Raw genomic sequence first — 12,554 nt, 5'->3', positions numbered from 1 at the left:
GGCGGGGGCGCAGGCCGTACAGGGAGAGGAAGAACAGGAACAGGCCGCCGCCGGCCAGGGCGCCGCCCAGCAGCGCCAGCGGGTCGAACGCGAAGGCTCCCATCCTCACCAGCCCCCCAGGGTGTAGCCGTGGGCGGCGAGCTCCTCCAGGCAGGAGACCGGGGCGTGCGGGACGGCGGTGCCGTCGGGGCCCGGCGCGAACACCTCGCTCGACAGGACGCGGCCGTCGCAGCCGTTGACCTCGCGGATGCTGGAGACATAGCGACGCAGGGTGCCGCCGAGGTGGTAGTCGTTGCGCTTCTCGATGAAGACGACGAAGTCGATGGCGCCCGCGATAAGCATGTGGGTGGCGTCGATGGGGAGGCGTTCGCTGGCCTGCAGGGCGTAGGTGGAGATGCGGTTGAAGACCTCCATGCTGGAGTTGGCGTGGATGGTCGACAGGGAGCCGTCGTTGCCCTGGGTCATCGCGTTGAGCATGGTGACGATCTCGTCGCCGAGGACCTCGCCGACGATGACGCGGCTGGGGTTCATTCTGAGCGAGCGCCTGACCAGCTCGGCCATGGAGATCTCGCCCTCGCCCTCGGAGTTGGGCAGCCGTTGCTCGAAGGCGACCACGTTGGGGTGGAGCTCGGGGAACTGGTCGAGGCCGAGCTCCAGGGCGCGTTCGACGGTGATGAGCCGCTCGCCGGACGGGATCTCGTTGGCCAGGGCCCGCAGCAGGGTCGTCTTGCCGGCGTTGGTCGATCCGGCGATCATGAGGTTCTTGCGGGCGGCGACGGCTGCGCTCAGAAACCTCCCCACGTCCGGACTTATCGTGCCGTTGCCCATTAGGTCGGACATGAAGACCTTGCCGAGGCGGGCGCGGCGGATCGAGATGGCCGGCCTGACCGTGACGTCCATGACCGCGCTCAGCCGGGAGCCGTCGGGCAGGCGCAGGTCGAGCTGCGGGTTCGCGGTGTCGAACGGCCTGCTCGACAGCCCTGAGTACGCGGCCAGGATCTGGATCAATTCGATCAGCTCGTCGTCGGAGTCGGCCACCGGGTCCTGCATGGCCTCCTGGCCGTCGGCGTAGCTGACGAACACCCTGTCGCAGCCGTTGATGTCGATGTTCTCGACCTGGGCGTCGTCGAGCAGCGGCTGCAGGCGGCCGACGCCGAACAGCGCGGCGTGGATGCCGGCCGCGAGCGCCTCTTCCTCCTCGGCCGTGGGCGGGGTGCGGCCCAGGCCGATCTCGCTGCGGGCGTGCTCCTCGAGCACCTGGGAGATCAGCGCCCTGGCGAACTGGCGCTCGTCCTCTCCCGTCATCGCGGGCAGGCCGTTGGCCTGGTCGAGCCGGCGCTGGTGGGCCAGGCGGTCGCCGACCTCCTGGCGGAAGCGCTTGACCAGCGAATGATCGATCATCGGTGACTCACCAGCCTCGTCGCCAGGTCTCGGGCCGTGCGGATCAGGAGTGAGCGGTCCAGGCGGCCGCCCCACTGGCCGCGCAGGAGCTCGGCGCCTTTGGGGTCGTACGCGAGGCCGTACACGAATTGGACGGTGGGGCCGACGATCCTGCGTACGTCGTCGATCGAGGCACGGTAGTTACGCGGGTCGGCGATCACGGCGACGCCGTGGGCCTTGCTGATCTGGAGGCGTTCGCGCAGGTGGGCGACGTGGTCGAGGGTCGCCCTGGTGAGTAGTACGACCTGGTCGGCCTCGGCCATGAGGTCGTCGAGTTGCGGGTGGGCGCCGAGGCGGCCGCAGTCGGCGATGACGTCGGCGTCCTGGATGGCGGCCAGCGACCTGCCCAGCGGCCCCCAGAGCCAGGTGAGCCCCGCGGCCTGCTCGCCGTGCGTGAGGCCGACCAGCACGTCGAGCCCGCCGACGACCTTCTGCGTGTGCTGGTGGATCTGGGCGGGCTCCAGCCCGCGCCGTGCCGTGGCGCCTAGCGTGAGCAGCCCCTTGCCCGGGTTGAGCACGCCGCCGTCGGCCGCGGGCAGCCGGTAGGCGAGGTCGCCGCCCGCCGGGTCGCATTCGGCCAGCAGCACCGGCCGCGGCCACACGGCCGCCAGGGCCGTCGCCGCGGTGGTCACGCCCGGCGCGCCCTTGTCGGCGGCCAGTACGATCAGCCCCACGTCAGCGTGCCCCGGGAAGCTCGGCCACCGCGATCTCACCGCTGGAGGCGAATACCATGATCTCCGGCGCCGCCGCAGAATCGACGACCACGGTGATCTGGCCGGAATTTCCGTTTCTCGACCTGTCACCGGTGGCGAAGACGAGTGCGCTCGCGGCGAGGACGCGGCTTTGAGCCTGGCTTGACCTACTCGGCACATGGACCACCTGGACGCGGTCGCCTTCTGCGATGCCCGCCGGTATTTGTCCTGGTTTGAGGGAGAGACCGACGGTGGCCTTGCCCTCGCCGAGTTCGCTGCTGGCCCGGACGCCCATGTTGTTCGTCAGCAGGGTGCCGGGCAGGATCGTGACGGCCGCGAAGCTGTCGAGCACCTGCCCACGCTGCGACCAGCTGACGAAGTCGACGCCGGACTCCGCGGCGATCTTGACCTCTTCGAGCGCCTGAGTGGTGAACTTCTGACCTGCGCCGACCTGCTGGGAGATCCTGATGGCCGAGACGCGGTCGCCGCTGCGCAGCACGAGCAGGGTCGTGGCCAGGGCGCCGCCGAGTATGAGCAGAACGGCGAGCGCGGCCAGGGCCGGCTTGCGCTCTCTGGGTGGCACGGGGAGCTTGCGCGAGGCCGGGCCTGACAACCCCGCCGCCGCGTTGGCGGCGGGCTTTTCACTGGTCCTCATGGGTGGGGGGCTCCCAATGTGAATTGTGGAATTCACGCCATTATGTGGGGCTCTGCGGGACGGCGAAGGCGGAATGCGAGGACCCATGCTCGTTTCGCAGGTGACAGGATGTCAACCAGAAATAAACGATGCCTATTGTTTCTATCGAGTTGACGGGTGCGGATTTATTCGGGTAGCCGCCACTCAAGTAACATGCGGCACTTTATTCACATGTTCTTGGTGATTTATCCGCATGAAACCGCCCGACCTGCCCGGACGGTTATCCACAGGCGCCTGGAGCCCCATCCCTTCCCGTCCACAGTTCCGGCTTGCCATGCCATTGGCGTCAACCAACGGGCCTAGCCTCGCTCCTGGCGCTACCTTGGCGCCGAAGTCGAGCGAGGAGACGGCACCATGCGGATCATGCTCACCGTGCTCGGCGGGCAGGGCGACCGTGACGTCGTGATCGACGGCGACGACGGAGCCACAGTGGCGAGAGTGAGCGAGGCGCTCAGCGATCAAGGACCGCTGGCGGACGTCGTCCGGCTGCCCGGAACGCGCGCGCCCTACGGGCTGTCGGCCGGTGGCGCCGTGCCGCGCGTGCCTCCTCCCCGGCGGCCGGAGCGGGGGCGGCACCACTCACCGATCACCGAGCCGCGGCGGGGCCGGCCTGGCTCGCCGGCAGCCGCGCCGGGTCCGGTCCTGTGGCGCGACGGCCGCCCGCTGGACCCGCGGGCCAGGGCCGGCGCCGTGTTGCGGGACGGCGACAAGGTCACGCTCGACGCCCACCTCGCCCGCGCCACGGTGATCGAGGAGCCCGGCGGGGTGGCCGAGGTGCGGGTGGTGGGGGGTCCGGCGGCCGGCGCGGTGCACCGGCTTGGCCTCGGCGTCCACGTCATCGGCTCCGATCCGACCTGCGCGATCGCGCCCGCCGATCCGGCGCTGGCCCCGGAGGCGGTGACCGTACGCGTGATGCCGGACGGGATCACCGTCGAGTGGGCGTGGCGGCGAGGGCCGGGAGAGGCACCCAAGCTCAAGCTCAAAGGCCGGTGGGCCGACGAGGTCGCCGAGCTCACTGCGCGGGTCGCCGAGCGGGAGGCGGCCGAGTTCGACGCGGGCCACGGCGAGGTGCCCGAGCTCGACGGCAGGCCGCTCACCGAGCCGGTCGAATGGGTCGACCAGGCGGTGCTGACCTGCGGTTCGTCGGTGTTCGTGCTGACCACGATCGAGCCCAGGGACGCGCACCTGGCCCCGAGGAGCGAGGGCGGCGTGGCCTACAACCGCCCGCCCAGGCTCCGGCGCCCCGAGCCCCAGCGAAAGTTCGTCAAGCCGAAGGAGCCGAGCAGAAACGAGGGGATGCGGCTCCAACTGCTCGCCGCGTTCCTGCCCGCCGTGCTCGGGCTGACCCTCGCCATAGCGCTGAAGCAGTGGTTCTACCTGCTCGTCGCCCTCATGACCCCGGTCATCATGATCGGCCAGTGGTGGAGCGACCGCCGCCACGGCAAGAAGCAGCACAGGAAGGCGATCAAGGAGTTCAAGGAGCAGCTCCAGGCCTATGACGAGGAGGTCGAGCAGGCCAGGGTGGCAGACGAGGCGGCCCGCAGGTCCGACGCGCCCGACCCGGCCCAGGTGCTGCTCACGGCCACGGGGCCGCGCAGGCGGCTGTGGGAGCGCAGGATCCACGACACCGACGCGCTCAGACTCCGGGTGGGGCTCGCCGACCTGCCCGCCAACCTGGAGCTGTCGGAGGAGCAGGGCGGGCCCATCGACCCGCCGATCTGCCGTTCTGTGCCGGTGGCGCTGCCCATGCGCAGGCTGGGCGTGGCCGGCGTCACGGGCCCGCGCGCGGCCGCGGCCGCCCTCGCGAGCTGGCTCATCGCCCAGGCCGCGACCCTGCACAGCCCCCGTGACCTGGCCATCGTGGTCGTGTCCGCCCACCAGGACGGCGAGCGCCGCTGGGGCTGGCTGCGCTGGCTGCCGCACTGCACGCCACGGGCGGGCGAGGAGTGCGTGACGCTGATCGGCACCGATCCCGAGTCGGCCGCGCGCCGCGTCTCGGAGCTCGCCGCCCTCATCGACGAGCGCCAGAACACCACGATCCCCGAGCTGGGCAAGGTCCCCACCGGCTGGGACGACCTCGGCGGGCCGGAGAAGCCGTCCTTCTCCTCCTATGACGTACGCCCTTACGACGTGCTGGTCCTCCTGGACGGCGCCCAGGTGCTGCGCGGCCTGCCCAACATGCCGCAGGTGCTGCGCCAGGGCCCGCGTTCCGGGGTGTTCACCCTCGCCATCGACGACGACCAGCGGCTGCTGCCTGAAGAGTGCCAGACGGTCGCCGACTGCGGCGCCGACGGCCTCGTGCGCCTGCGCGGCGGCGGGCTCGACGTCATCGGCCCGGTGCTGGGCGACCTGGTGTCGTTCTCCTGGTGTGACCGCCTGGCCAGGGCCCTGTCCCCGATCCGCGACGTGAGCAGGGACGATCCCGGGGGCAACCTGCCCGGCGCGGTCCGCCTGCTGGATGTGATGAGCCTGCCCAAGCCCTCGGGCAAGGAGCTGGCCGCGCGGTGGGGTGAGCGGGGCACGACCCGTGCGCTGATCGGCATCGGCCCGGACGGCCCGTTCTCGGTCGACCTCAAGCTCGACGGCCCCCACGGCCTGATCGCCGGGACCACCGGCGCCGGCAAGTCCGAGCTGCTGCAGACGCTGATCTGCTCGCTCGCGGTGGCCAACCGGCCGGACCAGCTGACGTTCGTGCTGATCGACTACAAGGGCGGGGCCGCCTTCAAGGAGTGCGTACGCCTGCCGCACACGGTCGGCATGGTCAGCGACCTCGACGGCCACCTGACCCAACGGGCGCTCGACTCGCTGGCGGCGGAGATCCGGCGCCGTGAGCGCCTGCTGCTGGCGGCCGGGGCCAAGGACATCGACGACTACACGGGCCCGGCCCTGCCGCGCCTGGTGCTGATCATCGACGAGTTCGCCGCCCTGGTGGCCGAGCTGCCCGACTTCGTGACCGGCCTGGTCGACATCGCCCGCCGGGGCCGTTCGCTGGGCATCCACCTCATCCTGGCCACGCAGCGCCCGGCGGGCGTGGTCACGGCCGACATCCAGGCCAACACGTCGCTGCGGATCGCCCTGCGGGTCACCGAGCCTGCCGAGTCCACGGACGTCATCGACATCCCGGACGCGGCCCACATCTCCAAGTCCACACCTGGGCGGTGCTATGTGCGTTCGGGGGTGGGCGCGGCGATCGCCGTACAGACGGCGAGAGTCGGGGGCCGCAGTCCGGCGGCGCCGTCGGGGGGCCCGTTCGACCAGGCGGAGGTCAATGTCCGGGTGCTCGACGTGGACTGGCGCTCACTGGGCCGGCCCCTCCCACCGCCGCCCGAGCCGGAGGAGGACTCGACGATCAGCGATCTGACGCTCGTCGCCGACGCCCTCATCGACGCCGCCGACCTGGCCGGCGTCCCCATCCAGCCCAGCCCCTGGCTGGACCCCCTGCCCACCCATTTCGTCCTGGACGTCCCCGGCCTGGCCGGCACCTCCTCCGCGCCGACCAGCATGTCAAGTGCCTCCACCACCAGCTCGGACCCCTCCACGGCCGGCTGGGACGCCTCCACCACCGGCTCAGGCGCCTCCACGGCCGGCTCGAATGCCTCCATGGCCGGCTCGGACGCCGGGTCGGGCGCCTCCGCGGCCGGATCGGACGTCTCCGCGGCCGGCTGGCTCGACGCGGGGCGTCATGGGGGCGGCGAGGTGGCGCCGTTGCCGTTCGGCATCAGCGACCGCCCCTGGGCGCAGGACCGGCATCCGCTGGCGCTCGACCTGGCTCATGGCGGCCATCTGCTCATCGCGGGCGCCGCGCGCAGCGGCAGATCGACGGCGCTGCGGACGATCGCGGGTTCCATCGCGGCCCATGCCTCGCCGGAAGACGTGCACCTGCACGCGGTCGACTGCGGCTCGGGCGCTCTCCTGCCGCTGGTGGCCATGCCGCACTGCGGCGCGGTGGTGACCAGGGACCAGCTCGACCGGGTCGAACGCCTGCTCACCCGTCTGCGCGCCGAGATCGGCCGCCGCCAGCAGCTCCTGGCCGAAGCCGGGCACGCGTCACTGGCCGAATACCGCCAGGCCGGCCATCGGCTCCCCTGGCTGGTGTTCATGCTCGACCGCTGGGAGGGGTTCGTCGCCGCGTTCGAGAGCTACGACTACGGCCGCCTGATCGAGTCGCTGCTCCAGCTCCTGCGGGAGGGGGCGGCCGTCGGGTTCAGGGCGGTGGTCACCAGCGACCGGTCCGGCCTGCTCGGCCAGGTCTCCACGGTCTTCGACGACCGCCTGCTCCTGCGCCTGTCCGACTCCTCCGACTACGGCCTGGCCGGCTTCCCGCTCAAGGGCCTGCCCGCGTCGATGCCACCCGGCCGCGCCCTTTCCATGGGCGACCACGGCATCGTCGAGCACCACATCGCCCTGCTTTCCTCTGACCCGTCCGGTCCCGCCCAGGTAGCGGCACTCCAATCCCTCGCCCGCACGGCCACCACCCTCCCCCCAGAGAGCCGAGGCGGATGGCAGTGGGCAGGGGAGCCGCCGCTGCGGGTGGACGCGCTGCCGATGCGCATCACCGCGACCCAGGCGCTGGATCTCGATCCGACGTTCAGCCCGCCGTCGCCGCTGTGGGCGCTGGTGGGCGCGGGTGGCGACGCTCTTGCCCCGCTCGGGCTCGATCTGCTGACGCATGGGCCCGGCGCCGTCATCGCGGGACCGTCCCGCTCCGGCCGGTCGTCGGTCCTGCTGACGGCGGCGCACTCGCTGATCGCCCAAGGCACACCGGTCATCGCCGTCGCCCCTCGGCGCAGCCCGCTGAGAGAGCTGGCGGGGGCGCTGGCCGTGCTCGACGGCGACGCCACCAACCTGCCTGAGCTGGTCGCGGAACAGCACCACTACGTCGTGCTGGTGGACGACGCCGAACTGATCAATCCGGACGCGCCGCTCGGCACGGCCCTGGAAGAGGTGCTCCGGTCCGGCAGGGACGGGGATCACGGCCTGTTGATCGCGGGCGCGACAGGGGATCTCGCGGTGGCCTACCGAGGGTTCGTGGCGGAGACGCGCAAGTCCCGTACGGGTCTGCTGCTGGCCGTGCAGAGCCAGGCCGACGGCGACCTCTTCACGATCCGCCTGCCCCGCGGCACGGCCGGAGGCCCACCAGGGCGCGGCTTCCTGGTGCGAACCGGCAACATCACCCCGATCCAGGCCGCCCTCCCGGACAACGCCTGACCAACCGCCGGTCGGATCCGCCGGGTGCGGTTCAGCGGGAGCGGGCGCGTACGTGAGCGCGCTCGCCCTGGGGTCCGAACAGGATGAGCAGCTCGACCGGCGCGGTGTCAGCGGCTCCCAGCCAATGGGGGACGTGCGTGTCGAACTCGGCCGCCTCGCCGGATGTGAGGACGAGGCTCTGGCCACCGAGCACGAGCCGTAGCCGGCCGCCCAGGACGTAGAGCCACTCGTATCCCTCGTGGCGCTGCGGATCGGGCTCCGCGACGCCCGTCGCCCCAGGAATGATCAGCTTGTACGCCTGGGTGCCGCCGGCCCTGGAGGTCAGCCGGACGTAGGTCATGCCGTCGCGCCGGATCGGCCGCAGATGGACGCGGGGATCGCCGGTATACGGCGCTCCGATGAGCTCCTCCACCGGCATGCCGTGCGCCCTGGCCAGCGGGAGAAGGAGCTCGAGGTTCGGCCGCCGCCCGCCGCTCTCCAGGCGCGACAGCGTGCTCTCGGAGATGCCGGTGGCCACGGCCAGGTCCGCCAGGGTGAGGCCGCGATCGCGTCGCAGCCGCCGGAGCCTCGGTCCCATGGCGGCCAGCACAGCGTCGAGATCGTCATCCACAGGCCCACCTTGCCGAACCGGCAACCGAGATCGCAAGAGCCGCTCTCAGCAGAGGTACATCCGCTTACGTCGCATCGACGCACCGCAACGCTCGGCTTGCTGGTTCGGCAAGTTTTCTTACGTTCGCCCCGGAGCGGTCGCAGACTCGACCACGACCTCACCAGGAACAGCGCACAGGGCAGGCGCGCAGCGCCAGACCGTTCGCTGATCTCCGTAAGGGCCGCGCCGGGCACCCTCGTGCTGTTGATGTCGATCACCAGGCCCGGCCCGCAGCGCGCCCGGGCGATGACCGTGTTCGTGCTGTCCATCGGCATCGGCGCGGCGCTCGGCCTCCTCATCGGCGGTGTGCTGACCACGTCCCTGGGCTGGGAATGGGTGATGTTCGTCAACATCCCCATCGGCGTGGTCGTCCTCGTGGGGGTGCGCCTGCTGGTGCCGGAGGCGCCACGCGCGCCGGCCCGCCTCGACGTCGGCGGGGCCGTCGCGTCGACGGCCGGCATGACCGCCCTGGTCTACGGTCTCATCACCGCCGAGTCGCAGGGCTGGAGCAGCCCGCCGGTCGTCGGCTCGTTCGCGCTCGCGTTCGCCGGGCTGCTCGCCCTGGTCCTCATCGAGCGCCGCCACTCCGCCCCCGTCGTGCCGCTGGAGTTCTTCACCAGGATGCGCAGCGCGGCTCCGCTCCTGGCCATGATGCTGATCCCGGCGGGCCAGGCCGGTTTTCTCTACTTCGCCGCGCTGTTCACCCAGAACGCCCTGGGCTTCACCCCGCTGCAGACAGGGCTGTCCGTCCTTCCCTTCAGCGCCGCGCTGCTCGTCACGAACGTCCTGACCAGCCGCCTGGTGACGCGGTACGGAGAGCGGATCGTCGGTTCCCTCGGGATGCTCGGCCTGCTCACCGGGCTGTTGCGGCTGTCGCGGATCGAGGCCGCCGACACCTTCGCCGGCGGTCTGCTCGGGCCGTTCGTCCTTCTCGGGCTCGGCGCGGGGCTGACCATCGCGCCGCTCACCGCCGTCATCATGCACCAGGCACCCCCCGCCCAGGTCGGCGCCGCCTCCAGCCTCAACCAGGGCATGCAGCAACTCGGCGGCGCACTGGGCCTGGCCGTGATGACCACCGTCTACGGCAGCGGCGCAGGCGGAGTCCACGAGGCGGGGGCGATCGCGGCGGCCCTCACCACCGGGGTCGTCTTCCCCCTGCTCGCCCTGATCCTCTTCGCGACCTGGGCCCGGCCCACCGCGACCACGCACTCCTGACCGACGAACACCGCGCCTGACCGACAGACACCGCGCCTGACCGACTGACACCGCATCTGACCGACTGACACGAAGAAACCGACAGACACAACGCACAGGAGAACCACGATGAGCGACGCACACGTTCCCACCGACTACGCCCCGAGCCCACAGGAGTTCACGCGCGGCTGGCAGGAGTGGAGGGCCGGCTGGGAGCGATGGCTCACCCAGCCCTTCGGCTGGCTGGCCGCCACCTCGCATGAGTGGCTGGACGAGACGCCCCGGTCCTATCCCGGGCTGCCCGGCCTGTGGTGGCAGGCCGGGGAGGCCCTCCACATCGACCCGCAGGGCGGCGCCATGGCGTTCGGCGGTGAGGCCTTCACCACCGAACGCCGGTTCCCCCTGGCCGACGCCCCCGACGACGTCCGGGTCACCTTGGGCGAGTTGGAGGTGGGAATCACCTACCGCGGCGCGTATCTGATCGTGGCCTACGACCCGAACTCACCGGCCCGGCTCGGCTTCGACGGTGTGCCCGCGTACGAGCCGAGCCCGCGATGGGTGCTCCCTGGCCGGTTCGAACCGTTCCACGCGCCGAAGTCCATAACGCTCGACTCCGTGGGCTGGGGCACCCACTCCCATGACACCCCCGGTGTGGTCCATTTCGAGTACGCGGGCACCGAGCACACGCTCCAGGTACTCAGCTCACACGGAATGCTGAACACCGTCTTCGCCGACGCCACCAGCGGCGTCACCACTTATGGAGCGGGCCGCGCCCTCGACATCCCCAGCCCGAATGCCAACGGCGACGTGGCCCTGGACTTCAATCGCACGGTCAACCTGCCGTGCGCGTTCACCGAGCACTTTCCCATCTGCCCGGTGCCCCCACCGGCCAACCGGTTGCCGTTCGCGATCGAGGCGGGAGAGAAGGCGCCCCACTGAATGCGGCCGGCCGGGGTGGCATGGGGGCGTTCTATGCTGATCCCTGCGATACGGGGAGAGGTGACATGCAGACCCGGAAGGACCTCTACCAGGCGCATCGGCTCATGCAGCAGCGGCTGGGGATGGCGCTGTTGCAGGCGGAGCCCGATGTGCCTGAGACGCCGATGCGGCGGCACAACGTGGCCATGTTCAGCGGGGTCCTGGTCGGGGTGCTGATCGTGGCCGCGTTCGGCATCTGGGGGATGCTCAAACCCGGCGCCGCGACGAACCTGGAGGAGCCCGGCCAACTCCTCATCGAAGAGGAGACCGGCGCCAAGTACGTCTACAGCCAGGAGCAGAAGCGGCTGCTGCCCGTCGCCAACTACGTGTCCGCCCTGCTCCTGCTGGACGCGCCCGACTTCACGGTCAGGAACGTGTCCACCGCTTCCCTCGCCCAATACCCGCGCGGGCCGCTGGTGGGCATCGCGGGCGCGCCCGACTCGCTGCCCAGCAGGGACAAACTGGTCAAGGGGCCGTGGTCGGTGTGCGTGACGGAGGCACCCGACAAGACGGGCGCGAAGGTGCCGTACGTCACGCTGCTGGGCGGCAGTGAGGTCGGCGGCACGCGGCTCGGCCACGAGGCGCTGGTCGTCACGGACGGCGACGAGAAGTGGGTGGTCTGGAACGACAAGCGGATGAAGGTGGGCGACAGCGGCGTGCAGGCGCTCAACGCCCGGCCCAGGACGGTCCCCGCGACCTGGATCAACGCGATTCCGCCCGGACCGGACCTCATGGCGCCCAAGATCCCGCAACTGGGCAAGAAGGTACGCGGGCCGGACGGGAGCACAGCGGCCGTCGGGCAGGTGTACACCGTGAACGGGATGGGCGGGGGCACGGCCCGCTGGTACGTCCTGCTCGCCGACGGACTCGCGCCGATCAATCTCACCCAGGCCACGTTGCTGCTCGAAGACCCCGCCATCGCCCGCGCGTACGGCAACGAACGCGCACAACCGCTGGAGATCGACGCCGCCACGGCCAACGCCAGACCGCTCGCCCCGAGCCTCACCGTCGGCGGGCTGCCCACCAGCCTGCCCAAGGTCGTGACCACCTCCGGGCCGCTCTGCTCGGTGTACGCCAACACGCAGAACGGCTCGGCGCGGGCCGGCGTCACGGTGGGCAGCACGATCGACATCCCGGTGCCGAGCGCCCGCGGGGATCAGGAGCATTTCGATCAGGTGGTCCTGCCGGCCGGGTCGGCGACCCTCGGCGGGGTGCTGCCCGGCGACGGGAAGAAGGCGTTCGTGCAGACCTACTTCCTGATCAGCGACCAGGGCAGGAGATATCCGCTGCACTCGGCCGAGCAGATCAACAAGCTGGGATACGGCGCCGAGGACGTGGCGCCGGTGCCCAACAACCTGGTGCATCTGATCCCCGAGGGACCGGCACTCGATCCGGCGAAGGCGCTGTCACCGGTGCAGGTCACAGCGCAATAAGCGCGGACGGGTGGCCGGTCACCTCAGAACAAGGCTCTCCCGCAACCGAGGGCCCTGCGGACACGAACACCGAGGGCCCTGGGGACACAAACGTCGGGGACAGGCCCCTCACTCAGCCGAGCGTGGACGGAGTGGTGCCCTCGGGGCCGCCCCAGACATCCTCGTCCTCGACCAGCCAGGTGCTGCTCTCCCTGTCGTTCGACTCCTCTCCACCGCGGGCACCGCCGGCCATGGGCATCATCGGCATCATGCCGCCCGCCCCGGCC

At 71.1% G+C, this 12,554-nt stretch carries 8 protein-coding genes; 4 read left to right on the top strand and 4 right to left on the bottom strand.

The genetic code is table 11. The features are described 5' to 3' along the window. Positions 1 to 105: 105 nt before the first annotated feature. The 3 genes from ITP53_RS48725 to ITP53_RS48715 are packed head-to-tail and all read right to left on the bottom strand — an operon-like array spanning position 106 to position 2,787. Entirely contained in the window at positions 106 to 1,401 is a 1,296-nt protein-coding gene (locus ITP53_RS48725) for a CpaF family protein (RefSeq protein ID WP_195902295.1), read from the bottom strand. Next, the gene (locus ITP53_RS48720; protein ID WP_195902294.1) at positions 1,398 to 2,114 is read right to left on the bottom strand and encodes a hypothetical protein; all 717 of its coding nucleotides are present in this window, start codon (positions 2,112 to 2,114) and stop codon (positions 1,398 to 1,400) included. The genes ITP53_RS48725 and ITP53_RS48720 overlap by 4 nt, the downstream gene beginning before the upstream one ends. A gap of 1 nt (position 2,115) precedes the next feature. After that, positions 2,116 to 2,787, bottom strand: coding sequence for a hypothetical protein (locus ITP53_RS48715; protein WP_195902293.1), 672 nt, complete (start codon positions 2,785 to 2,787; stop codon positions 2,116 to 2,118). A gap of 393 nt (positions 2,788 to 3,180) precedes the next feature. On the opposite strand from ITP53_RS48715, the gene ITP53_RS48710 reads away from it, so the two are divergent. After that, positions 3,181 to 8,034, top strand: coding sequence for an FtsK/SpoIIIE domain-containing protein (locus tag ITP53_RS48710; protein WP_195902292.1), 4,854 nt, complete (start codon positions 3,181 to 3,183; stop codon positions 8,032 to 8,034). Between the two features lie 31 nt (positions 8,035 to 8,065). Here the strand turns inward: ITP53_RS48710 and ITP53_RS48705 are convergent, their stop codons facing one another. Next, positions 8,066 to 8,644: an XRE family transcriptional regulator gene (locus tag ITP53_RS48705; RefSeq protein ID WP_328818249.1), complete on the bottom strand. Its 579-nt coding sequence runs from the start codon at positions 8,642 to 8,644 to the stop codon at positions 8,066 to 8,068. A 9-nt stretch (positions 8,645 to 8,653) separates the two neighbouring features. Here ITP53_RS48705 and ITP53_RS48700 point away from each other — a divergent pair, with 9 nt between their 5' ends. The 3 genes from ITP53_RS48700 (at position 8,654) to eccB (ending at position 12,288) form a co-directional block, all read left to right on the top strand. Beyond that, on the top strand, positions 8,654 to 9,898 hold the full coding sequence (locus ITP53_RS48700; protein ID WP_268961449.1) for an MFS transporter: 1,245 nt from the start codon (positions 8,654 to 8,656) through the stop codon (positions 9,896 to 9,898). Positions 9,899 to 10,006: 108 nt separating this feature from the next. Further along, positions 10,007 to 10,816: a DUF1684 domain-containing protein gene (locus tag ITP53_RS48695; RefSeq protein ID WP_195902290.1), complete on the top strand. Its 810-nt coding sequence runs from the start codon at positions 10,007 to 10,009 to the stop codon at positions 10,814 to 10,816. 65 nt (positions 10,817 to 10,881) lie between these two features. Further along, on the top strand, positions 10,882 to 12,288 hold the full coding sequence (gene eccB / locus ITP53_RS48690) for a type VII secretion protein EccB (RefSeq protein WP_195902289.1): 1,407 nt from the start codon (positions 10,882 to 10,884) through the stop codon (positions 12,286 to 12,288). Positions 12,289 to 12,554: the final 266 nt, after the last annotated feature.

The organism is Nonomuraea cypriaca (assembly GCF_015645445.1).
Classification (GTDB): Bacteria; Actinomycetota; Actinomycetes; order Streptosporangiales; family Streptosporangiaceae; genus Nonomuraea; species Nonomuraea cypriaca.
The sequence above is the reverse complement of the archived record's forward strand: the minus strand, read 5'-3'. Positions and strand labels throughout refer to the sequence as shown.

What these genes read in the sequence shown, in the direction of transcription:
- ITP53_RS48725 (WP_195902295.1), bottom strand. Translation starts at nt 1,401, where the DNA reads ATGATCGATCATTCGCTGGTCAAGCGCTTCCGCCAGGAGGTCGGCGAC.
- ITP53_RS48715 (WP_195902293.1), bottom strand. Translation starts at nt 2,787, where the DNA reads ATGAGGACCAGTGAAAAGCCCGCCGCCAACGCGGCGGCGGGGTTGTCA.
- ITP53_RS48710 (WP_195902292.1), top strand. Translation starts at nt 3,181, where the DNA reads ATGCGGATCATGCTCACCGTGCTCGGCGGGCAGGGCGACCGTGACGTC.
- ITP53_RS48695 (WP_195902290.1), top strand. Translation starts at nt 10,007, where the DNA reads ATGAGCGACGCACACGTTCCCACCGACTACGCCCCGAGCCCACAGGAG.
- eccB (WP_195902289.1), top strand. Translation starts at nt 10,882, where the DNA reads ATGCAGACCCGGAAGGACCTCTACCAGGCGCATCGGCTCATGCAGCAG.